General features: G+C 42.7%; 21 protein-coding genes. 10 read left to right on the top strand and 11 right to left on the bottom strand.

Going from position 1 to position 23824, the window contains the following annotated elements; translation table 11 throughout:
* Nucleotides 1-285 precede the first annotated feature (285 nt).
* Together dxr and ACN222_RS21755 are read left to right on the top strand one after the other, a co-directional pair.
* The gene (gene dxr / locus ACN222_RS21750) at nt 286-1482 is read left to right on the top strand and encodes a 1-deoxy-D-xylulose-5-phosphate reductoisomerase (protein WP_044523268.1); all 1197 of its coding nucleotides are present in this window, start codon (nt 286-288) and stop codon (nt 1480-1482) included.
* 447 nt (nt 1483-1929) lie between these two features.
* Nucleotides 1930-2127 carry a hypothetical protein gene (locus ACN222_RS21755; protein WP_010998489.1) on the top strand — a complete coding sequence of 66 codons (198 nt, stop codon included), beginning with the start codon at nt 1930-1932 and terminating at the stop codon, nt 2125-2127.
* A gap of 47 nt (nt 2128-2174) precedes the next feature.
* On the opposite strand, the gene ACN222_RS21760 is transcribed toward ACN222_RS21755, so the two are convergent.
* On the bottom strand, nt 2175-2435 hold the full coding sequence (locus ACN222_RS21760) for a MoaD/ThiS family protein (RefSeq protein ID WP_010998490.1): 261 nt from the start codon (nt 2433-2435) through the stop codon (nt 2175-2177).
* Nucleotides 2436-2615: 180 nt separating this feature from the next.
* Here ACN222_RS21760 and ACN222_RS21765 point away from each other — a divergent pair, with 180 nt between their 5' ends.
* A complete protein-coding gene (locus ACN222_RS21765) occupies nt 2616-3947 on the top strand; it encodes a Rieske 2Fe-2S domain-containing protein (RefSeq protein ID WP_010998491.1) in 1332 nt (443 codons plus the stop codon).
* A 45-nt stretch (nt 3948-3992) separates the two neighbouring features.
* Here ACN222_RS21765 and ACN222_RS21770 read toward each other — a convergent pair whose 3' ends face one another.
* The 3 genes from ACN222_RS21770 to ACN222_RS21780 all read right to left on the bottom strand — a co-directional run bounded on the left by ACN222_RS21770 (nt 3993) and on the right by ACN222_RS21780 (nt 6224).
* Nucleotides 3993-4616, bottom strand: coding sequence for a J domain-containing protein (locus ACN222_RS21770; RefSeq protein WP_010998492.1), 624 nt, complete (start codon nt 4614-4616; stop codon nt 3993-3995).
* A 272-nt stretch (nt 4617-4888) separates the two neighbouring features.
* Nucleotides 4889-5482, bottom strand: a complete 594-nt coding sequence (locus ACN222_RS21775) for an ATP-dependent Clp protease proteolytic subunit (RefSeq protein WP_010998494.1) — start codon at nt 5480-5482, stop codon at nt 4889-4891.
* 79 nt (nt 5483-5561) lie between these two features.
* Nucleotides 5562-6224 (bottom strand): ATP-dependent Clp protease proteolytic subunit, encoded by a 663-nt coding sequence (locus tag ACN222_RS21780; RefSeq protein ID WP_096637197.1) that lies wholly within the window; start codon nt 6222-6224, stop codon nt 5562-5564.
* 250 nt (nt 6225-6474) lie between these two features.
* Between ACN222_RS21780 and ACN222_RS21785 the strand changes: the two genes are divergently transcribed.
* Complete coding sequence (locus ACN222_RS21785) at nt 6475-7731, top strand: vWA domain-containing protein (RefSeq protein ID WP_010998496.1); 1257 nt, start codon at nt 6475-6477, stop codon at nt 7729-7731.
* Nucleotides 7728-9011: a vWA domain-containing protein gene (locus ACN222_RS21790; RefSeq protein WP_010998497.1), complete on the top strand. Its 1284-nt coding sequence runs from the start codon at nt 7728-7730 to the stop codon at nt 9009-9011. The genes ACN222_RS21785 and ACN222_RS21790 overlap by 4 nt, the downstream gene beginning before the upstream one ends.
* Before the next feature lie 359 nt (nt 9012-9370).
* Here ACN222_RS21790 and ACN222_RS21795 read toward each other — a convergent pair whose 3' ends face one another.
* Both ACN222_RS21795 and ACN222_RS21800 read right to left on the bottom strand, forming a co-directional pair.
* A complete protein-coding gene (locus ACN222_RS21795; RefSeq protein ID WP_010998498.1) occupies nt 9371-9583 on the bottom strand; it encodes a type II toxin-antitoxin system HicB family antitoxin in 213 nt (70 codons plus the stop codon).
* 1 nt (nt 9584) lies between these two features.
* Complete coding sequence (locus ACN222_RS21800) at nt 9585-9833, bottom strand: type II toxin-antitoxin system HicA family toxin (protein ID WP_010998499.1); 249 nt, start codon at nt 9831-9833, stop codon at nt 9585-9587.
* A 387-nt stretch (nt 9834-10220) separates the two neighbouring features.
* Between ACN222_RS21800 and ACN222_RS21805 the strand changes: the two genes are divergently transcribed.
* A complete protein-coding gene (locus ACN222_RS21805) occupies nt 10221-10649 on the top strand; it encodes a lecithin retinol acyltransferase family protein (RefSeq protein WP_269083608.1) in 429 nt (142 codons plus the stop codon).
* Between the two features lie 15 nt (nt 10650-10664).
* On the opposite strand, the gene ACN222_RS21810 is transcribed toward ACN222_RS21805, so the two are convergent.
* Nucleotides 10665-11240, bottom strand: coding sequence for a Uma2 family endonuclease (locus tag ACN222_RS21810; RefSeq protein WP_044522163.1), 576 nt, complete (start codon nt 11238-11240; stop codon nt 10665-10667).
* A gap of 54 nt (nt 11241-11294) precedes the next feature.
* Complete coding sequence (locus ACN222_RS21815) at nt 11295-15281, bottom strand: magnesium chelatase subunit H (protein WP_010998502.1); 3987 nt, start codon at nt 15279-15281, stop codon at nt 11295-11297.
* Nucleotides 15282-15851: 570 nt separating this feature from the next.
* Here ACN222_RS21815 and ACN222_RS21820 point away from each other — a divergent pair.
* On the top strand, nt 15852-17546 hold the full coding sequence (locus ACN222_RS21820; RefSeq protein WP_010998503.1) for a protein kinase domain-containing protein: 1695 nt from the start codon (nt 15852-15854) through the stop codon (nt 17544-17546).
* 141 nt (nt 17547-17687) lie between these two features.
* Here ACN222_RS21820 and ACN222_RS21825 read toward each other — a convergent pair whose 3' ends face one another.
* Nucleotides 17688-18197 carry a hypothetical protein gene (locus tag ACN222_RS21825; protein WP_231865484.1) on the bottom strand — a complete coding sequence of 170 codons (510 nt, stop codon included), beginning with the start codon at nt 18195-18197 and terminating at the stop codon, nt 17688-17690.
* A gap of 677 nt (nt 18198-18874) precedes the next feature.
* Here ACN222_RS21825 and ACN222_RS21830 point away from each other — a divergent pair.
* Entirely contained in the window at nt 18875-20668 is a 1794-nt protein-coding gene (locus ACN222_RS21830; protein ID WP_010998505.1) for a serine/threonine-protein kinase, read from the top strand.
* A 50-nt stretch (nt 20669-20718) separates the two neighbouring features.
* Here the strand turns inward: ACN222_RS21830 and ACN222_RS21835 are convergent, their stop codons facing one another.
* The gene (locus ACN222_RS21835; RefSeq protein ID WP_010998506.1) at nt 20719-21003 is read right to left on the bottom strand and encodes a DUF2470 domain-containing protein; all 285 of its coding nucleotides are present in this window, start codon (nt 21001-21003) and stop codon (nt 20719-20721) included.
* Nucleotides 21004-21222: 219 nt separating this feature from the next.
* Between ACN222_RS21835 and ACN222_RS21840 the strand changes: the two genes are divergently transcribed.
* Nucleotides 21223-21978, top strand: coding sequence for a metallophosphoesterase family protein (locus tag ACN222_RS21840; RefSeq protein WP_010998507.1), 756 nt, complete (start codon nt 21223-21225; stop codon nt 21976-21978).
* A gap of 119 nt (nt 21979-22097) precedes the next feature.
* Here ACN222_RS21840 and ACN222_RS21845 read toward each other — a convergent pair whose 3' ends face one another.
* A complete protein-coding gene (locus ACN222_RS21845) occupies nt 22098-22955 on the bottom strand; it encodes a M48 family metallopeptidase (protein ID WP_190449762.1) in 858 nt (285 codons plus the stop codon).
* Between the two features lie 286 nt (nt 22956-23241).
* Between ACN222_RS21845 and ACN222_RS21850 the strand changes: the two genes are divergently transcribed.
* The gene (locus tag ACN222_RS21850) at nt 23242-23772 is read left to right on the top strand and encodes a DUF4330 domain-containing protein (RefSeq protein ID WP_044522166.1); all 531 of its coding nucleotides are present in this window, start codon (nt 23242-23244) and stop codon (nt 23770-23772) included.
* Nucleotides 23773-23824: the final 52 nt, after the last annotated feature.

Genomic DNA, 23824 nt, shown 5'->3' on the forward strand with positions numbered 1-23824 from the left:
CATGCCACCATAAAATAATGGTCATTCATTGATTTTTGGAAAAACTTTAATGATTTAAAACTAAATATCTAGTATTTAAAGACACATAATCACTCAAATGTGCCATGAGTTTTGTTCCCAGTACCCAATCCTTTGAAGGGTAGGGGTATAGGGGTATAAATGTTTGAAACCCTTACACCCCTATACCCTTACACCCGGTCTCAACAAAAAATCTGGGTGCGTAAATCCTATTAATGAGTCCTCAGCAATTTATAGTGAGAGTTGTCGGTAAATCCTGAAGCAATTGTGAAAAGTATTACTCTTGTTGGTTCCACTGGCTCAATTGGTACTCAGACTCTAGATATCGTGAGTCAGTACCCAGATCAGTTTCGGATTGTGGGGTTAGCGGCGGGAAGCAATGTAGAAATGTTGGCAGAACAAATTCGCCAATTCCGTCCCCAAATAGCAGCGATTTCTGCCGCCGAAAAATTGCCAGCACTCCAAGCAGCCATTAAAGACCTTGATCCCCAGCCGATTTTATTAGGGGGCGAAGCCGGAGTGATCGAAGTTGCTCGTTATGGTGATGCTGAAACGGTGGTGACAGGTATTGTCGGTTGTGCTGGGTTATTGCCAACCATCGCCGCTATAGAAGCTGGTAAAGATATCGCCTTAGCAAACAAAGAAACTCTCATCGCCGGCGGGCCTGTAGTTTTACCCTTAGTAGAAAAGCACGGCGTTAAATTATTACCAGCCGACTCCGAACATTCTGCCATCTTCCAGTGCCTCCAAGGTGTACCAAAAGGCGGCTTAAAGAAGATTTTACTCACAGCTTCCGGTGGTGCTTTTCGGGATTGGGATGTGGAAAGATTAGCAGAAGTGACGGTGTCCGATGCCCTGAAACATCCTAACTGGTCAATGGGGCGAAAAATTACTGTAGACTCAGCTACCTTAATGAACAAAGGCTTAGAAGTAATTGAGGCTCACTTTCTGTTTGGGTTAGATTATCAAGATATCGAAATTGTCATCCATCCCCAAAGTATTATTCATTCACTAATTGAGCTGCAAGATACCTCTGTTTTAGCCCAACTCGGCTGGCCGGATATGCGCTTACCTTTGCTATATGCTTTATCTTGGCCTGAACGCATCTACACAGACTGGGAACGCTTAAATTTAGTCAAAGCTGGCAATCTCACCTTCCGTGAACCAGACCATCAAAAGTATCCTTGTATGCAGTTAGCTTATGCTGCTGGTAGGGCTGGTGGTTCCATGCCGGCGGTGTTAAATGCCGCGAATGAACAGGTTGTGGCATTATTCCTGGACGAGAAAATCAAATTTTTAGATATTCCCCGTTGTATCGAATTAGTGTGCGATCGCCATCAAAACGATAACTGTGCCAATCCTTCTTTAGATGATATTTTGGCAGCAGATCAATGGGCAAGACAAGAAGTTTTAACAGCTACTAAAAATTTAGCAAGCCAACCTCAGATAATTTCCGTCAACTAAGCGCTGAAATTGCAAATACTTAGTATCTTGATGTCTTACGTGAGAAAAATCTGAAACTACATAAGACATCAAGATACACGGGCTTTTTATCTGTTTTGTTATCAGCCATTGAGTATGCTTAAATCACATATACAGGAATGTGTATAGGATGAAATACCTACGCTAGCCTCTATTCTCTAACCTCTTGCCCCTATTAATTCCTTAAAAATAAAAATCTCTTGAGTAAATTTGTCTAAAAATTCATTTTAACTTCCGGAATCAAGCAATTATTTTATGTATAATCATTTTGCAATAACTGCCCAAAAATTTTAGCATTGCTGGAAATAAGATACTGCTAAAAACAGTACGTTTGCGGCAAAATTTATAAGTAGTTATTTCCTGGAAAAATATAGACTTACTAATTAAGTCCCTTGAAAACTAGAGACGAATATTGAGGAATTTATATTTATGATTCCTACGCTTATTTTAGCTTGGATTGTATTTGTTATAGTTTGGAAGGTATTAAAAGCAACTATTACCAATGCCTTAACTATTGCCGCTATTCTCATTTTATTAAACATTGGTTTTGGCATTACACCGCAGGATATTTGGCATCAAATCATGCAGTTTGCACAAACTTTATCACAGGTACAGGGTGGGAAATAGAGGCGCATTGAGGCTAGGGATGAGGGAATTGGGACAATTACCTAAGCCTAACCACCACTCACAGGGGGAATTAACACTACTTCATCCCCGTTTTTTAAAACTGTATCGGGTTCGACAAATATTAAATTAATCCCAAAGCGCGTGATATCTCGCCATTGAGATAGTTCTGGGCGTTCGGCTATGAGGCGATCGCACACTGCGCTAACGGGTGTACCATTGGGGAATTCCCACACCAGTTGTGGTACTCCATAAGCTTCTTGGTAAACAGCAAATAATTTGATGGTGATAGTGATTGCAGAATTGGACATAATATTTTGTCCTCGATTTTACTGTGCGAGGATTTTAGTAAAGACTTAAATGAGCAGATAAACAGTCACCAATTTGGGTAATGATAGAAATTGGCAGCTTGATACAGCAAGTTGATTGCTTACTTTGAATTTATCTGATTTTACATACACTTAATAAAATTTATTCAATTTTAAGGTAAAATGCAACCTGAATTCAATTTTTTTCAGCACTGGTATCCTGTCTCACCCATAGAAGACTTAGATCCCAAACGACCAACCCCTGTTACTCTTTTAGGAATTCGTTTAGTGATCTGGAAACCACAATCTTCAGAGGGTTTTCGGATATTTATAGATCAATGTCCTCACCGTCTTGCACCCTTAAGTGAAGGACGTGTTGATGATAAAACAGGTAACTTAATGTGCAGTTATCACGGCTGGCAATTTGATCCTGAGGGTGTGTGTACCCACATTCCTCAAGCCGAGAATCCAGAAATAGTTACTAAAAACCAAAAAGATTTTTGTGTTATTTCTTTACCAGTGCGCCAACAGAACGATTTGCTTTGGGTTTGGCCTGATGTGAAATCTCAGGAATTAGCTGATCAAACACCATTACCTCTGTCACCACAAGTAGACGCTAGCAAAGGTTTTGTGTGGAGTTCTTTCGTCCGCGATTTAGAATACGACTGGCAAACCCTGGTAGAAAATGTGGCAGATCCTAGTCACGTTCCTTTTGCCCATCATGGCGTGCAGGGTAATCGAGAACAGGCCAGGGCTACACCTATTAGTATTATGCAATCAACGCCAGGTTTGATTGAGGCTGTCGCAGATGGACGATTCAAAGCAAAGATTACCTTTGAACCACCTTGTCGTTTAGAATACGCCATTAGTATTGGTAATGATGGAAAAAAAGTAGGACTTGTCACTTATTGCCTTCCTGTATCTCCTGGCAAATCAAGAATTGTCGCTCAGTTTCCTCGGAATTTTGCTAAGATACTGTATCATCTTACACCCCGATGGTGGGATCACGTCAAAACGCGTAATTTAGTACTGGATGGAGATATGATTTTGCTCAAGCAGCAAGAGCATTTTCTCCAAGAAAGACAATTATCAGCCAGTTGGAAAACAGTTTACAAGATGCCAACAAGCGCTGATCGCCTAGTAATTGAATTTCGCAAGTGGTTTGATAAATACTGTGAGGGGCAATTACCTTGGAAAGAAGTGGGAATCGCCATTTCTGAAGGTTCAACAATCAACGACAGCCGCGATACTTTGTTAGACCGCTACAAACAACATACCCAGCATTGCAGTAGCTGTCGTGATGCGCTGAAAAATATCAAGCGATTACAAGTGATACTGCTAGGCTATTTCGCTATTATTATCTCTGGGGTTGCCGTTCTACCAGACTCCTTACGAGTCCAGCTAGGTTTACCCTTAATAATTACAGCAATCTTAGGATTGGGACTTTACTCTTGGCTAAAATTTTGGCTGGTTCCGAAATTTTACTTTGTAGATTATGTCCACGCTGAAAAATAAGAACCGGTTGACAGTTAACAGTTAACAGTTAACTGTTGAATCCTCTCAAAATATCTGTTCCAACTTTTGGAAATCGCGCTGTACTTCTTCCCATAATGCTTTGTTATGGGGGTCAGTTTTTAAGGCTTTTTTGAGATAGACTCTGGCTTTGAGGAGTTGATTTTCGTTAATGAGGGCGCGTCCCCAGATTTGATAGGCGATCGCTTGCCATTGGCGTACTTCTGGATCTTTCGGTAAACGGGCGGCTAAAGCTTCTGCTAAGGCGATCGCTTGGGGAAATCTTCTTTCCCGCAAAAACCGTTGCAGTTGTTCATAGGTCTTCCACTTTAACCGTTGTTCGATTTCTATAATGTTTGGTGGTTTTGATGGAGACGGCTTTTCATCTGTGACGGTAGCCGTAGGCGCTTTCTCTTGGTGAGTTGCTTTGATATTTTCACTACTAGAGGTAGGTGATTGCTTTGACTTTTGCGCTGTGTCCTCTGGAGGTACTACCGTCAACAGAAATCTGTAAGCCTCGGTCAAGGCAATAAACTTATCTTGAGCTTTTTTATCAGTAGGGTTGATATCAGGATGATATTGCTGCGCCAGCCTTCGGTAAGAGGCTTTAATATCAGCAAATGAAGCTCCCGACCTTAAACCCAATAAACGGTAGCAATCTCCGAGATCCATTTTGATCTACTTAATTCTGTAATATTCAGCCATCAGCGACGAGCTTTTTGCTGAAAGTTTTAATAATAAACAATAATCTTATAATTTATAGTTCACATTTGACAGTTTTTCTAGGGATTGGGGATTGGGGACTGGGGATTGGGGACTGGGGACTGGGGATTGGGGATTGGGGACTGGGGACTGGGGACTGGGAAATCTTTCTGTAAATTCCTTTTTCCCCCTGCTCCCTGCCCCCCTGCCTCCCCTGCTTCCCCTGCCCCCTGCCCCCATGTTTAGACGCGTTCTTCAATCACACGGTCAATCAAACCGTATTCCATCGCCTCTTGAGCTGACATAAAAAAGTCCCGATCCATATCTTTTTCGATTTTGGCTAGGGGTTGACTGGTGTTGTTGGCATAAATTTGATTGAGCTGGTGGCGAATCCGTAGAATTTCTCTGGCTTCGATTTCGATATCGGTTGCTTGTCCACGGGTTCCACCAGAAGGTTGGTGAATCATAATCCGTGAATGGGGTAATGCCATGCGCTTACCTTTGGTACCAGCAGCTAACAAGAAAGAACCCATAGAAGCAGCTAAACCTACGCAAATGGTTACCACATCTGATTTGATGTGCTGCATTGTGTCATAAATTGCCAAACCGGATGTTACCATCCCACCGGGGGAATTGATATACAAATAAATGTCCTTACCTGGGTCTTCTGAATCCAGGTACAACATGACGGCGATAATTTGGTTAGCAATTTCATCATCAACGTCGCGTCCCAAGAAAATAATTCGTTCTCGGTATAGGCGATCGTAGATGCTAATCCAATCTGTAAATTGACCACCTGGCATCCGATACGGGACTTTAGGAACTCCTATAGGCATTTTTTTGACTCCGTTTGTAATTTAGTCATTAGTCATTAGTCATTAGTCATTAGTTTTATAACTATTGACTGCTGACTTTTTAAAGAACACTTGCTGGTAGTGGCGGATTTGCGAGTTCTTCTTTTTCAAAAACTCTATCAATCAAACCGTAATCCTTGGCTTGATAAGGAGTCATGTATAGGAGACGATCCATGTCTTTGGTGATTTTTTCTGGTGCCTGTCCGGTGGTGCGGGCGAAAATATCAACCATTGAACCTTTGTTTACCAAGACTTCCCTGGCTCGAATTTGAATATCCGTTGCTTGACCTTGGGCGTAGCTCTTGGGTTGGTGCAGGATAATTGAGGAGTTGGGTAAACTAGCGCGACAACCTTTTGTCCCAGCACTCAGTAACATTGCTGCCATACCCATCGCCGAACCAATGCAAATGGTGTGAATTGGAGGCTTGATGTATTTCATGGTGTCATAGATGGCGAAGGCTTCAGTTTCAAAGCCGATAGGTTCGCCACTATAACCGGAAGTGCCAGTGGAGTTTATATAGATTTTAATTGGTTTGTCGGGGTCGTCAGACTGTAAATACAATAGTTGAGCGACTATCAATTCCGTAACAGCAGGAACCAGTGGCATCCCCAGATAGACAATTCGTTCCTTGAGTAAAAGGGAGGGTAAATCTGGTGGCGGTGTCCTGTAGGAGCTGTCACCGTAGTAAGGGGCTTGAACAGCCTTGATGGGGGAAATGTCCATAGCAACTGATCGCCTGATATTGTGCCGTTAACTGTAATACATCCTAGCGCGATGCTAGCTCTCTTCAAGTGCGGTTTTCTCGCTAATTTAAAGGTAACAGAGCATCTGCCAACAGGTGGCTCCTAAGATATTCTGAATATATTATCTGAAATATATTAATGGATTGACTTTAATAAAGTTTTCCGTAGCGCTAATGTAGCGTTTTGGAGTTATTCATGAATGTATATATCCTAACCAGGAATTAAGGGTTATGAAAGTTAATTTGCAGCCTGTCCTCAATGATGCCAATTTGGATGCACAACAGCCCAGTAGCCAGCGTCAGTTGGCAATTTCGATTTCGGCTGGTGCTGAACCGCAAGACCGTACTGTACCGCTTAATCTATGCCTAATTCTTGACCATAGTGGCTCGATGAATGGGCGACCGCTAGAAATCGTCAAACAGGCGGCAATTCGTTTGGTTGACCGTCTCAAGACAGGCGATCGCCTGAGTGTGGTAGCTTTTGATCACCGTGCTAAGGTCTTAGTCCCTAATCAAGTCATCGACAACCCAGAACAAATCAAAAAACAAATCAGTCGGCTGGCGGCGGATGGTGGTACAGCCATTGATGAGGGTTTACGTTTGGGGATTGAGGAATTAGCCAAGGGGAAGAAAGAAACGATTTCTCAAGCTTTTTTGTTAACCGATGGGGAAAATGAACACGGTGACAACAGTCGCTGCTTGAAATTTGCTCAACTGGCCGCTGGTTATAGCTTGACGTTGAATACTCTGGGATTTGGTGACAACTGGAACCAAGATATTTTAGAAAAAATTGCGGATGCTGGCTTGGGAAGCTTGTCTTATATCCAGAAACCCGAACAAGCGGTAGACGAGTTTGGTCGTCTGTTCAGCCGGATACAAACGGTGGGGTTGACTAATGCCTATTTGCTATTGTCCCTCGCGCCTAACGTCCGCCTCGCAGAACTTAAACCCATTGCCCAAGTTGCCCCAGACACAATTGAGTTACCTCTGCAACAAGAAACAGATGGCCGTTTTGCGGTTCGCCTGGGAGATTTGATGAAGGATGTAGAAAGGGTGATTTTGACTAATATTTATTTGGGACAGTTGCCAGAGGGTAAACAACCCATTGCCAATGTGCAGATCCGTTATGATAACCCGTCCGAAGATCAAACCGGGCTATTCACTCCCAATATCCCCGTTTATGCCAATGTTGTTAGGGCGTACCAACCAAATATTAATCCCCAGGTGCAACAGTCGATTTTAGCCTTAGCTAAGTATCGGCAAACCCAGCTAGCAGAAGCCAAATTGCAACAAGGCGATCGCGTGGGTGCGGCTACTATGTTGCAAACTGCTGCTAAAACTGCCCTGCAAATGGGTGATACAGGCGCGGCGACAGTTTTACAAACCTCTGCGACTCAACTACAGGCTGGGCAAGATTTATCAGAAAGCGATCGCAAGAAAACCCGGATTGTCTCCAAAACCGTCTTGCAAGATACCCCTCCTAAATGAAAGTTCAATTGCTCTCAGCGTTAAGTGATACTAATATTGATGCCAATCAATTGAGCAGCCAGCGTCAATTGGCAATTTCCATTTCTGCTGTCGCCGAGCAGTTTGAGCAAAATTTACCACTCAATTTATGCTTGATTTTGGATCAGAGTGGTTCCATGCACGGTCAGCCATTGAAAATGGTAGTTGAAGCCGTAGAGAAGTTACTAGATAGGTTACAGCCAGGCGATCGGATTTCAGTTGTGGCGTTTGCAGGGTCAGCGACAGTCATTATCCCTAATCAAATAGTCGAAAACCCCGAAAGCATCAAAACTCAAATTAGAAAGAAATTGCAGGCTAGCGGCGGTACAGTTATTGCTGAGGGTTTACAACAGGGAATTACAGAACTGATGAAGGGGACAAGAGGTGCAGTTTCCCAAGCATTTCTCCTTACCGATGGTCATGGTGAAGATAGTCTCAAAATTTGGAAGTGGGAGATTGGCCCAGATGATAGTAGGCGCTGTCTTGAATTTGCCAAGAAGGCGGCGAAAATCAACCTCACTATTAATACTTTGGGATTTGGTAACAATTGGAATCAGGATTTATTAGAAACAATCGCTGATGCTGGTGGCGGGACTCTAGCTCACATTGAGCGTCCAGAACAAGCAGTACATCACTTTAATCGCCTGTTTACAAGGGTGCAATCAGTGGGGTTAACTAACGCTTACCTCACGCTATCTCTTGCGCCGCAAGTCCGGCTAGCAGAACTGCGACCCATTGCCCAAGTTGCCCCTGATATTATTGAGTTACCTGTAGAACCGGAAGCAGATGGGAGTTTTATAGTTCGTTTGGGAGATTTGATGAAAGATATCAACCGGGTAGTTTTGGCAAATCTTTACCTGGGAAAGCTACCCGAAGGACAGCAGGTAATTGGTAATGTACAAGTCCGCTATGATAATCCGAGTTTGAATGAAGAGGGTTTGCTTTCACAGACTTGGCCAATATATGCAAATGTGATGCAGGCGTATCAGGCAGATTTCGATCCTCAGGTGCATAAGTCTATTCTGACATTAGCTAAGTATCGCCAAACGCAACTAGCAGAGACAAAATTACAACAAGGCGATCGCTCTGGTGCGGCGACAATGTTACAAACGGCGGCAAAAACGGCTTTACAAATCGGCGATCAGAATGCAGCCACAGTTTTACAAACTTCTGCCATCCGCCTGCAAGCTGGAGAAAAACTTTCAAATGCAGATTTAAAGAAGACTAGAATTGTTTCTAAGACAGTTTTGCAAAGTTTTTAATTCTATGCCTTATTAAATTGAGTATAAAGACTTGAAAAACAAACTAAGTTAAGTAATGTAAAAAAACGAGGCTTTATTTTGTAGTAAGAACTTTATCTTTAACTGCAAAACTCTCATTATTTAACCTCTTCTACTTATTCTACTCTCTTTATTCCTGATTAATATAGGCGATCGCCTGTTTTTCAAGATGAGCGATACCTACAGCCGTGCTAACGCATCTCTCCACATTTCCAAACTGCGATCGCTAATTCTATGATGACACTGTAGGCGATCGCACTCCTCACAATCCTCAAGCGATACCTACCTTAAGCTACACTAACGCTGGTCTATGATGGCATTAAGGTGATCGTCCTTGTGAATTAAGCAGACATCAAACGCTGTCTTGGTTCAGGAATTGAACGACCCAATTCTTGAGCAGTTTCTATCCATTCCTGCATAATAATTTCTACATTTTGCAGTGCTTCTTGATAAGTTTCACCATCAGCAGCACATCCAGGTAACTCTGGTACTTCGGCTATAAATGCTTGATCTTCTTCACACCAATAGAGATTAATTTCATAACGCAGATTCATCTTATTCTCCTAGTTCATATTTAATAATTACTTCACGAACTTGCTTTACCTGATAAGCTTTAGCTTTTCCTTGTTTGGACTGAAGATTCAAGATTTCTTCTATACCATCTTTTGTATATATATGATGGCTACCGCGAATGCGCTCATCAAACCCTAGTTTAATTAGTAGTTGACACAACTGCTCAAAGGCAATGTTTTTGTCTGATGTTCCTGATAATATCTTAGCCAGTAGTTTATCTATTTGACTCATCGACTATAAAATTTTGGATAAATTTACGGTTTTTACTGGTGACATATAATATTAGTCTTTAATATTATTCTTTAAGTAATTAGGCTCTTCCAGAGTGGTTATGATAAATTAATAATAAAAACAGGCTAAGACTCCTGCTATAGAAAGGTTATAGCAATACAAAATTAAAGATTTAATAAAAATACGCTTTATTTATTTGAATTCCATGCTATGTAATAATTTAAGCTGGTATTAAGTATTAATTTAACATAGCTAGTCTAGGAGAGCCAGTAATTATAAATTATCTAAATTTCTAAAAAATAAAAATCATGGCAAAAGGCGATCATATTTACGTCAGCATTTACTCGAATAGTGCTGCTCCATATCATCATGGAATTGATTGTGGTAATGATACTGTTATTTATTACCACAATCAATTACAAAAATGAGAAAAATGGAATAATTCTTTGGGTTTCTATGAAAGATTTTGTTAAAGGTAGAAAAATTTACACAAGGACGTATAATAAATGCGATCCATCACTAGTTGTAGTTGAGAGAGCAAAGCGTAGACTTGGGGAAACAAAATACAATCCCTTTTATAACAACTGTGAACATTTTGCACGTTATTGTAAAGTAGGTATACCTATTAGTGATCAAGTAGAAAATTATAAAAGTTTGGTAGGTAACAGTGGAATTGATGCTTCTGATGCTTTGTTGAACAATGGCAAATCAATAGTTGATACAACTCAAAATTTGATGAAAACAACTTTAGATAAAATCTCCAATTTTTGGAAAAATGATAATGATGACGACGATGGTTTTTTTGAATATTATTGATAATTAAAAAATCAATTACCAAATCATCCCCAAATTCAAAACAAAACCATTTAAAATATCTTCCCCTGATACTGTAACAGGAGATTCCAAAACCTCAACTTCCTTACCTTGTCTATAAATTTCTACTTGTCGGGATTTACGATTAATTAATAAACCTAACCGCACACCATTGTCTATATATTCCCTCATCTTTTCCTGTGCAACCTTCAAACTATCACTTGGGGAAAGTAACTCAATTACAAAATCAGGACAAATGGGGGGAAACTTTTCTTTTTGCTCTTCAGTTAAAGCATTCCATCTTGACAACTTTATCCAAGCAGCATCAGGTGAACGATCTGCACCATTAGGCAATTTAAAACAAGTAGAAGAATCAAAGGCGATGCCGGTACCATCAGCATCAGTCCAATTCATTATTTGTTGAGTAATTCTAGCGTTTTTATTTCCCGTTTCTCCCCCCGTGGGTGGCATGATAATTAATTCTCCCGTAGCAGTGCGTTCAAATTTCAAATCACGGTTTGCCTGACATATCTGAAAAAATTGCTCATCTGTCAATTCCAACGCTGGTTTCAGATTGATTGTTAAAGCATTCATAAGGATATCTCTGATTAAAATATGAAGGCAGGCTTTACGCCTGCCCATGTAATCCTATTCTATGCCTTCAATCCGGTCTTCAACTTCTTGGTACAACTCGCGGAGGCGGTCTAAATTCTCCTCGCTAGTTTCCCAATAACCACGACCATTCACTTCCAACAAAGTTGAGACAATCTTGCGGAAAGAATGGGGGTTAAGGTTAAGTAACCGTTTCTGCATTTCTTCATCTTTAATGAAGGTTTCGTTAGTATCCTCATAAATCCAGTTATCGACTGCGCCGGCTGTCGCACTCCAACCTGTGGTATTTACCAACCGCTTGGAGAGTTCGCGGACACCTTCGTAACCGTGAGATAGCATACCTTCATACCACTTGGGATTTAACAATTTGGTACGAGCATCTAGGCGGACGGTTTCGGATAATGTGCGGACTTGGGCGTTAGCTGTGGTGGTGTCTGCAATGTAGGATGAAGGTTTCTTTCCATCACCACGCAGACTTGCTACCAACTTGGTGGGGTCTGAGTCGAAGTAGTGGGAAACGTCAGTCAAGCTAATCTCGGAGGAATCCAGGTTTTGGAAGGTTGCGTCAGCAGTTTTTAAGGTGCTTTCAAAAAGCTGGCGGGATTCGTCCATCATTCCGGGGTTATCGGAATTGAAGGAGAAGGATTTGCGCTTGAGGTACATTTCCTGTAATTCGGCTTCGCTATCCCATGTGCTGTTTTCTACTGCCAAGTTTATGTTTGAGGAGTAGGAACCAGAAGCGTTGGAGAACACGCGGGTGGCTGCTTGTCTGAGGTTAATACCCATTTCCTCAGCTTGTTGCAGTGCGTGTTTGCGGACGAAGTTCATTTCTAATGGTTCATCCGCTTCCGCCGCCATCTTCACCCCTTGGTCTAACAAGTTCATCTGGTTAATGAACAAGTCGCGGAATACGCCAGAACAGTTAATTACTACGTCAATTCTGGGTCGTCCCAACTCTTCTAGGGGTATTAACTCCAACTTGTTCACCCGTCCCAAAGCATCGGGAACCGGACGTACACCAACCATCCACATGATTTGGGCTAGGGATTCGCCATAGGTTTTGATGTTATCCGTTCCCCAAAGGACGCAGGCGATGGTTTCTGGCCAATTACCATTGTTGTCAGCTTTGTTCCGTGCCAATAGCCGATCTACGACAATTTTGGCTGATTGGACGGCGGCGGCTGTGGGGATTGATTGGGGGTCGAGGGCGTGGATGTTTTTACCTGTGGGTAATACATCTGGGTTGCGGATGGGGTCTCCACCAGGGCCGGGTAATATGTATTCGCCTTCTAAGCCTTTGAGTAATGCGCCGAGTTCGTTGTCTGCACAAACTTGTTGTAAGCAGAATTCTAAATACTCGAACAGGGGTTTTAAGGCTGAGGTGTCAACTTTGGGATAACCTGATTGATGCAGGGATTCTACCCAAGGTTCTTTTTTGCCCATGTTGAAGAAATTCAACTTGGAAACGAGGGAAACTCGTCCTTCTGCGTTGGTTTGTTCTTCTACCAAGGCGCGGACGGCGGCGCGGGTGGCTAGGGTGATGTCTTGTAGTAATTGGACATCTTCTAGTATGCCTCTGTCGTTATTTTGGTAAATTTCGTCAATGTCGCGCCCCAGGCTGTTAGCGATGATCCGGGGTAAGCTGAGAATTTCTTCTTCTTGACGGTCTAAGCTGGCAATGTTGACTAGTGTGGCGATCGCTTCCTCTGCCGTTGGGGGTTTACCAATGACGTGCAAACCACAAGGTAATAACCGGGATTCGATTTCCATCAACTTGCGGTAAACGCTGCCGACAATATTATCCCGTTCTTCGGGGGTCATATCTTTGGCATCGGTTTCTGGCAAGTTAATATCTTTATCCAGGTTGACGATGCGGCATTTATCCATGATCGTGTTGACGATGGGGATACCACGACCGCTATCTTTTAAGGTTTGGTAAGACGCAATTAACTCACTGAGTTCTTTCAAACCTTTGTACAAACCAGCGTTTTCCGCAGGTGGTGTTAGGTAAGAAATTGTCTCAGCGTAACTGCGGCGTTTAGCAATTGTCGCTTCGCTGGGGTTATTGGCTGCGTAATAGTACAGGTTGGGAATTGTGCCAATTAAGTTATCTGGGTAACATTCACCAGACATCCCCATTTGCTTACCTGGCATAAATTCCAAGGAACCGTGTGTACCGAAGTGCAGTACAGCATCAGCACCCCAAACTCTTTCTAGGTAAGTGTAGTAAGCAGCAAAGCCGTGGTGAGGACTAGCAGAACGGGAGAACAACAACCGCATGGGGTCGCCTTCGTAACCAAAGGTGGGTTGTACACCAATGAAGACGTTACCAAATTGCTTACCGTAAATTAACAGGTTTTGTCCGTCGCTGTTGAGGTTTCCTGGTGGTGGCCCCCAGTTTTCTTCTAGGCGTTGGGAATAAGGTGTTAGTTCCTCATATTCTGGGACTGACATCTTATAAGCAATGTTGAGTTCCGGGCTAGCATACTGTGCTTGTGCGTCGTGGATGACTTGTTCCATCAACTCTTGAGCGTTTTCTGGTAAGTCCTGCACATCGTAGCCGTTGTTTCTCAAAGCCTGCATTACTTCGTAGATGGAACCAAATACATCTAAGTAAGCAGCCGTCCCGACATTACCTTTATCAGGTGGGAAACTGAAAACTGTGATAGCAACTTTTTTGTTGAGTTTGGGTTTGCGGCGCAGGTTAGCCCATTTTAAAGCGCGTTGAGCAACTGCGGCGATACGGTCTTGTAAGGCGATCGCTTTTCCTGTTGTGCCATCTCTACCCGATAATATAATCGGTTCAATTGCCCCATCTAGTTCGGGAATGGCAATCTGCAAAGCCACCTGAATCGGATGTAAGCCTAAATCGCTATCCAACCATTCTTCAGTCGTTTGGAAGACTAAAGGCAATGCCACCATATAAGGACGATTCAGGCGTTTAAGTGCGTCAATTGCTTTAGGATGGTCTTGTCTAGCCGGGCCACCCACCAACGCAAAACCAGTGAGAGAGATCACTGCATCTACTAACGGGGTTTTAGTCGTTGGTTCGTAAAAGTAAGCATCCACAGGCTTGGAGAAATCCAGACCACCTGCAAAAACTGGCAATACCCTTGCCCCTAAGGCTTCCAACTCCTGCACCATTGCCACATAATGGGCATCATCACCGGTAACTAGGTGAGTGCGTTGTAATACCAACCCTACACAGGGTGCTAAGGGATCTTTTAAATCGCTGGATATATCCTTACGGGCTGTGTACCAGTTGAGGTATTCTCTGACATCCTCAAACATACTCGGCGCTAAAGGATGCCAAATCCCCAAATCAGGATATACAACTGGCGCTTCATATTCTACGGATGCAGAATTCTGTTTTTCTACTGCTTTTAATACATATTTATCAGTTAGCATCAGCAAGAAGTTTTCCAGATTTTCTGGTGAACCTCCTAGCCAATACTGAAAGCTCAACATAAAATTGCGAGCGTCCTGTGCTTTCTCCACTGGTAAATACTTCAGTACTTGCGGCAAGGTTCGCAATAACTTCAGCATCCCATCTTGGAATCCCGCACCGGATTTTTCTTTGCGTTTCCGCATAAATTGGGCGATCGCACTTTTCGACTGTCCCAACTGTGCCAGAGAAAAGCTGCCCATCTTGTTCAGGCGCATAACTTCTGGCATCGAGGGAAAGACAACGGCAACGTCTAAGCGATCGCGGTGTGGTTCTACTGCTGCAACTACTTTCTGTGCTAAGTCTTCGATGAAAATCAATGAAGCGATGAAAATATTGGCACCCTCGATCTCCCGCTTGAACTCTTCGTAGTTCTCTGGATCTCTCAGTTCCTCAATCAAATACCCACTGATTTCAATCGCCAGGTTGGGATTATTCGCGTTAATCGTGCGAACCGCTTGCGACAGTGCGCTCTGGTACTGGGACTCAAGCACGACATAGACCACCTTAATTAAATTACGTCCGCGCAGGTTATCAGGCGCAATGTGTCTAATGGTGGACTTGACGTGGGTGAACATGCTTCCTCGGCTCCTTTGATGCGTGTTCTCTACTAGATTTTCTTGGGGACTCATGCCGCCCAAGAGAGATTTTTTTGTTCGGCAATATCAGTTTTTTATCAGAAAAAGCTTGCCCAATGGGCATTTTGTCGTTCATCTGACACAAATCGATATAAAAATCGCAAACTTTATCAACAAACATTAATAAATAATAAGAGTAAACACTCAGTATTTGTAAAGAAAAATTAATATTTCGGTAACAGTCTTGGTAAAAGATGAAAAAAATAAAAAACTCCAGCCACAAGGGGATAGAGTTTTCGTCAGTAGTCAGTAGTTGGTGGTCAGTAGCAAAGCGAAAAGTGTAGTCTTAGGTTCTACCTACCCAAGAGGAGCGACTTTTCCAGAAGAAGCCTAAAAAGAACCCAAGAGGAAATGGTGTATTAAACTAGATACTTGTCAAAGACTGACACGCACTTTGATGAGTTAAAAATAATTAAATTTATATTTGAGTAACAATTTTTAAGCAAGTACAAATAGAATTAAAAAAGTAAATTATATAACATTTCTGAACGTAATATTACGCACTAAATTATGGAACAGCTGCTTGACAATCGTTATCGGGTGATTAAAACCTTGGGTAGTGGTGGCTTTGGGGAAACATTCTTAGCCGAAGATAGCCAAATGCCCTCCAACCGTCGTTGTGTAGTAAAACAGCTCAGACCAATTCATAATAATCCCCAGATTTATCAACTCGTACAAGAACGTTTTCAAAGAGAAGCGGCAATTTTAGAAGATTTGGGTAGCTACTCAGGACAAATACCCACCTTATATGCTTATTTCCAGTCGAATACCCAATTCTACGTAGTTCAAGAATGGGTAGAAGGGGATACCCTCACAGCCAAACTTAAACAGCAAGGCGTATTGAGTGAAAGCGCCGTTCGAGATATTTTAATCAACTTATTACCCGTTCTGGAGTACGTCCACTCCAAGCGCATCATTCACCGCGACATCAAACCAGACAACATAATTTTGCGCCATCGTGACGGTAAACCTGTATTGATTGATTTTGGTGCAGTGCGGGAATCAATGGGAACAGTCATTAATTCCCAAGGTAATCCTACCAGTTCCATTGTCATTGGTACACCCGGATATATGCCCAGCGAGCAAGCAGCCGGAAGACCAGTTTATTCCAGTGATTTATATAGTTTAGGTCTGACAGCAATTTATTTGCTCACCGGCAAACAGCCACAGGAATTAGAAACAGAACCCCACAGTGGGGAGATTATTTGGCATAGATACGCCTTGAATATAAGTCCTACATTAGCAGCTGTGATTGATCGAGCGATCGCCTACCATCCACGAGAACGTTTCACCACCGCGAGAGAAATGCTCGAAGCTTTGCAATTAGGTGTAGTCAGTTACCCCCCAACAGTTCCCTATCAGCAACCACAATCATCACCCACTGTCCCTTATCAGCAACCACCAGTAGTAACTACACCACCCTTTGCAACTCAAACCAACACCGTCGCCGTAAGTCCGGGTACTGCACCCACACCACAACCGATAAATCACAACAACAGCAATAAAGGTATCCTCATGGGTAGTTTAATTGCTGGCGGTTTGATTGGTGCTTCCGTAGTCATTGGCTTTGCCCTCACTAGACCAAATCAGCCTGTAACACAAACAACATCTTTACCTAGTGAAACTACTATCAGCAACAATGATACCCCAACTGTGGAACCATCACCCACAGACACCCCTGAAACACCTATAAGTCAGACTGTCACTCAAGATCCCACACCACAGGCATCTGTCCGATTTCCCATCAACTCAAGACCTTTTACCACACCTATAGATTCCAAACCCAGAAATACCACCGAACCAACTACATCAGTTCCACAGCCAACCACACCATCAGAACCCCAAATTACAACCCCAGTAGAAGCAACAGATAGACCTTCACCAGAACAAGCTGTACAAAACTATTACGAAACTATAAATCAGGGCGAATATAGTACTGCATGGAATCTGCTAGCTTCCAGCTTCCAAAATAATAGAAAATTGCACCCCAGAGGCTATGATTCCTATCTTGATTGGTGGGGTGGACAAGTGGAAAATGTAGATGTGGAACAAGTAAGTTTGCTAAAAGCGAATGCAGACACAGCCACGGTTAATGCTCGGTTGAGATATTTTATGAAAAGTGGCAGGCAATCATCTAGTTCTGTGCGCTTCTCTTTAGTATGGGATGCGGACAATAATAGATGGGTTGTCAGTGGTGCTAGATAGGCTAATTGTTTCCTGGGATATATTTGACCAAGAAAGGGAACAGATAGGTAGTATGGAGTATTACATACTACCTATCTGTTCCCTTTTTTGAATCACAGTATAGTGGAGCAAAGTTTGCTAATCAGGTATTAGAGTAACTTCTTATAATCTTGCACACTGATCTTCTTTACTACCTTGGACAATATTGTCACCACCAATCGGCTGAGGAGTATTTTCTTTACACTGCAAATTGCCCTTAACGCGATTTTGCCGAATCATTACCCCTCCAGTATTTTGAAAGACTTGTAAATTGCCGTCAATTTGGTTTTGATTAGCAACTATTTGTCTTGAGTTCGACTCCAACTGCAAATCTCCATCGATGCTTGTACTCACCACACGAGCCGCACGACCTTGCTTCACTTGGATGCTTCCACCGACGGTGGTATTAGAATTTACATCTACTAGACTTGCACCCTCTGCCTGAATACTACCATTGACTTTCGCACCTATGGCCTTGAGAGTTGCGCCGCCTTCGACTACGATATTTCCTTTGACGGTAGTTCCAGCGAGGGTGCAGGTTTTACCTTGAGGTACTTTCACATTATCAACGGTGATTGCACCTAGCCTTCTTTGGCAGGAAATCTCTTCAGCAACTGCAATGTGAGGGAACATTAGACTAGTGCTGAATCCGATCAATGTCATTGCCACGCTAGAAATTGACTTTAGCATAACTGGTTTAGGTTGTGGTAAAAGTTGATAGTTAACGCGTTGTGCAACTTATTTTTGAAACCCCTCTCCAAACCTCTCCCCTGCAAGGAGAGAGGCTTTAAATATTGCCCCCCTTCCCTACAAGGGAAGGGGTTGGGGGTTAGGTTTGAGAGAAAGTTGCACACGGCGTTAGTTATCAATGTCATACAGAAGCATGAAAACTATTTAAATAATTGATGAGAAAAAACTCATGAATCAGCTAACCTTTTACGCATTTAAATGGTAGATTTCGCACTCAGGTTGTCAAAAATCCACAGTCCACAGTCCAAGCTAGCCTTTAACTCTGGACTCTTAACTATGGAAAGATCTGACGCAAAAATATTTGCTCTAGGTGCGTATCACCTTATTTAAATTCTCAAAGTAATACCAATTTGAAAAAAGAATGCGACCAATCAACCATCTGTAGATACGCGATTAATCGCGTCTTCATTTCACCCAATGATGTGTTGCAATCATTAATTGAATTGGTATAGCTACAACAAAATTGCCATAGCAATGGGATATCCTGCATATTCGCGGGAACATAACCTATCACCACATCGTGATGTACATTGAGAAAGGGCGGACACTTTGAACTTTCCATGACATCTATTCTGCTGAACAATCGCTATCAAGTAATTCAGATACTCGGTGCTGGGGGGTTTGGAGAAACCTTGTTGGCGGAAGATACTCATATGCCTTCTCGTCGTCGCTGCGTGATTAAGCGACTCAAACCAGTAAGCAACGACCCACAAGCCTATCAATCTATTCAACAACGGTTTGAGAGGGAAGCAGCGACTCTAGAGTTTTTGGGTGAACACAGCAACCAAATTCCCAGACTATACGCCTATTTTTCCGAGAATGGGCAGTTTTACCTCGTGCAAGAATGGATTCATGGTCACACCCTCAGACAGCTTTTGGTATCCCAAGGCATTCAAGGCGAAGGTATTGTTAAAACAATTCTGTTGAGTCTGCTATCAGTTTTAGATTATGTCCACAGTAAAGGGATTATTCACCGAGATATTAAACCCGATAATATAATTCTCCGTGATTTTGACCAAAAGCCAGTTTTGATTGATTTTGGTGCAGTTAAAGAAACCATTCGTTCAGTCGTCAGTTCCCCAGGATATGCTACCCGATCGCTCGTCATTGGTACACCCGGATATATGCCTAGTGAACAAGCCGTAGGTAGACCAGTTTACGCCACTGATATCTATAGCTTAGGTTTGACAGCGATTTATTTGTTAACTGGTAAAAGTCCTGAAGAATTGCCAACTCATCCCCAAACCGGTGAGATTCTTTGGCAAAACATGGCTCCTCATGTCTCACAGCAACTAGTATCTGTGCTGAATCAAGCCATTAAACCCCACGCAGGCGATCGCTACAGTACTGCCAGTAAAATGTTATATGCTTTATCATCTAGTGTGACTGCTCAACCTAGCATCCTTCCCAGCACTACACCAACCCAACAAACCCAAGCTTTATCTATTCCAGCTATTAAACCTCAAGGCGAACCTCTACGGTGGGCTGAACCCAATCGCCAAAAGTCTCTTTTAATCTTCGGTGGTCTCATAGCAGGTGGTTTAATGGCAGGAGTAGCAATGTCTACTCTGACGCGTCAGCCACAATCGCAAACACCTGTTGTCAGTAATCCTATCCCTTCACCAGTCTCTCAAATTCCCACCACTGCACCCAATACTCCGCCTGTTTCCCCAGATTCTATTCTCCCTGATTCCACAGAACAGCCAGTAGCCCCCGACACACCGCCACAACCTGAAACCCGCCAAGAAAACCCTAATCCGCCAGCAGTATTCACACCCGCACCAGACAACACACCCATCACAGCTGATACTCCAGCACCACAACCCACATCCATACCAGAACCAGAGAATCAACCTGTTCCCGCACCCCCAACTCAAGTAGATTCATTACCTCGAAGAAAAGCAAATACAACCAGATCAAGTGTTCCCGCGTTTCCCACAGGTACAGCCAGAAGCACAGTAGAAGCCACACTCGGTAAACCAAATAGAGACTTAAGAGGTGTGTGGGGCAATACTCGTGCAGTAGTATATCGGTTAGTTCCCAATCAAGTTGACTTAGGATACTTATTTGATCGTAAATCTGGTGTGCTACGCCAAACTGAAGTTTCTTTTGCTCAGTCGGTAGACCCAGAGATCATGCAAGCTACGCTAAATGGGATGTTGGGTGGACAATCTACGGCAAAAATTCAGCAAGGCTTACAAAAAATCCAACAACGCCAGTCAGATAATTTTAGCTTTACCTCAGGTGGAGTTAAGGGTCAAATTGTCCGTCAGAACTGCGATTTAATTTACATTAGTGTTTGGGATTCAGATTTACACGATTTTGTCAACCCAGCATCAGCGAAAAGGTGTTGATAATCAGTAATAGTAAAAACCCATTACCCATTACCAACCCAAAAAATTTTCTACTTTGCCTGAACTCTAGCTTGTTTTACCATTGCAATCAAGGTGTGATGGGCATCTTCTGCATCGGCTAAAACATGATCAAAGTGGATACGCACTGGGACAGATTCGCCATTTACTTGTGCGGTTAAATCCATACCTTGAGCATCAATTGCCAGCATTTGGGCGGATTCGGCCTGGGTAACTCCGCCAAAAACCTGAGCATATAGCACTACCGCATTTGCATGGTCTTCATTCATGTGATTGCAGATGCGTGAGCTAATTTCCGCAGAAAACTGTTCAGACATTGTTAAGATGAGGAATCAATAAAATGACTTTATAAATTTTAGGCTAACCGAGCGCAGATTTGTAGGAGTGTGATTTGACCTTTGTAGCCAGGGCTGATTTTGTCAGAAACATCTACAATAACTTTAAATTCTTCAAGTAGTTTTTACCTATTGTTGCGGAATCCTAACCGCCTAAACTGTAGCAAAATTATTCAGCTGAGTTATTCCAGTTAAGAACCGATGAGCCAAACTAGTCAACGTAGAATAGTTATTGGGGATGTACATGGACACTATGAGGGATTGGTGACCTTATTAGCAGCGATCGCTCCAGGTGGTGATGACCAAGTTTATTTTTTGGGAGACTTAATTGATCGTGGCCCCCACAGCTCATACGTAATAGATTTAGTCAGAGACAATAATTATTTTTGTCTGTTGGGAAACCACGAGCAGATGTTATTAAACATCCTTAGTGGTGATATTTCCGTCGCCACAACGCAAGCATGGCTGCATAGTGGAGGTCATGCAACGATCGCCAGTTATCCAGATCAAAGCATTCCTAAAGAACATTTAGAATGGCTAAGGAGTTTGCCCACATACATTGACTTGGGTGACGTTTGGTTGACTCATGCTGGTCTTGACCCTAACCTACCCTTATCAGAACAAACCTCAGAACAGTTTTGCTGGATTAGGGAAGATTTTCATAGTATTCCCCAGCCATATTTTCCTGATAAACTAGTAATTATAGGTCACACTATTACATTTACTTTCCCTGGTGTAAATCCTGGTGAATTGGCTCAAGGACAGGGTTGGCTGGATATAGATACTGGTGCATATCATCCCCGCAGTGGTTGGTTAACCGCATTAGACATCACCAATAATTTAATTTACCAAATTAATATTTTTACTAACTGCTTACGCACCTTACCCTTAGAGGAAGGAGTAATTACTGTTGATCCTAAAAAAATAGCGGTTCGCAGTAGCAGACAGCGAGCTTAACAATTCAAAATTCAAGATAAAACAAGTTTCATTCAGTGCTGAATGCTGAGTAAGAAAAGTACACTGGGTAAATGCCCCACAAAGTGTGGGTGGTCTTTTAGATCAGCACTCAGCACTTTTTAAAGTATTGACCGAATTCTAGCGCGATAGGCAGCATTATCTAAGCCATCACGCCCATTACTGCCTTGGGAATTAATAGCACGCCTGAGAGAAGTAATGCGATCGCCTGTGGCTGGGTGAGTACTCAAAAATGCCGGCACAGAACCACCACCTTTCGTGAGTTTCTGCATGAATGAAACCATCGCCGATGGTGCATAACCCGCTCTTGTTAAAGTTCTTAACCCTCTGGTGTCAGCATCAAACTCATCTTGACGGCTGCGGGGACGGTTTAGTGCTAGTTCCACACCCAGTCCTACAGCTGTATTGCGGTCTAAACCTGTAGCTGAAGCTAAACCACTAGCCAGCGCTCGTTGTCGCATCTGTTTTACTAGATGTCTACCGCCGATGTGACCAATTTCATGAGCTATCACACTGGCTAATTCCGCTTCATTGTCTGCGGTTTTCAGTAAACCCGTATGGATATAAACAAAGCCGCCTAAAGTGGCAAAGGCGTTAACAGCATCATTTTCCACAACTTGGAAGGTAAAAGGAAGATTGGGGCGATCGCTATTTGCAACCAAGCGCTGTCCAATTTGGTCTACGTAGCGAGTAATTTCTGCATTCCGAGAAATTTTCACTTCGCTACTACGTAATTGCTGATTCATCTGATTGCCCAGATCAACTTCTTGGCGATCGGATATATTAGACAGCTGAAGTACTTGCACACCTTGTAATAAAAGGGGTCGTAAGTCTATAGCCCTTCCAACCAAAGGTGTACCCAAACATAGACTCACAGCGACTACCACCGAAATTAATGGATAAAACCAGCGCCGCCGCCACACACGGTAATTTGCCATTAAGCCTTTCCTGTTCATCATAAATTTGGCTAGAAGATAATTTTGGAACCACACTAAATAAGAAGACGTATCTATCCTTTTGTAAGTTGCATTTTTAACTTGGTCAGTTGTCAGTCGTCATTTGTCATTGGTCAATAGTCCACAGTTCTTTTCTTTCCTTGCTTTCCCTGCCTTTTGCCAATCCCCATTTCTCAACTCATGATAGACTGTCGCGTAAATGCAACTGCCAGCAATGGAAAAGTTGCGGTGTAACTGATAAAACTTGTTGTTAAAATCAATTACCTCACATTGATTTGGAAAAATTTTTATGGCTATTTTAGATTCCAAAGGTCGCTTGTTTGGCAAAGTCAACATTCTGGATTTAGGGGCTTTGCTCGTTATTGTGATGGTTATATTTGGCATCTTTGTATTTCCAGGTACTTCTGGTAGTGTTGCCCAAGTCGGTGCAAAAACAGTACCCATAGAAGTAGATTTGGTTGTTCGCGGTTTAAATGTGCGCGATCCACAACAGTTAGCTGGCAATGGGTTGAAAACAGGCGGTAAAACTAAGGTTATTATCCGCAATCAACCTTATGGTGAGATTGAAATTAAGTCTGTGGAACAGTTACCAAGAACCGTAGTCGCTACTCAACCAGATGGTTCTGTGAAAGAATTACCAGATCCCAAAGCTAATAATTTTAGTACAGATATGCTTTTAACCTTAAACGGTAAAGCCCAAGTTACTAAGGACGGCCCTGTTTTAGGCAACAGTAAGGTAAAAATTGGTATGCCCTTTGAGTTGGAAGGCTTCAACTACAATTTCAATGCAACTGTCATTGATGTCAGATTACAAAGTTAGGGATTGGGGACTGGGGATTGGGGACTGGGGACTAGGGATTGGGGACTAGGGA

The organism is Anabaena sp. FACHB-595, assembly GCF_048568275.1.
GTDB lineage: Bacteria > Cyanobacteriota > Cyanobacteriia > Cyanobacteriales > Nostocaceae > Trichormus.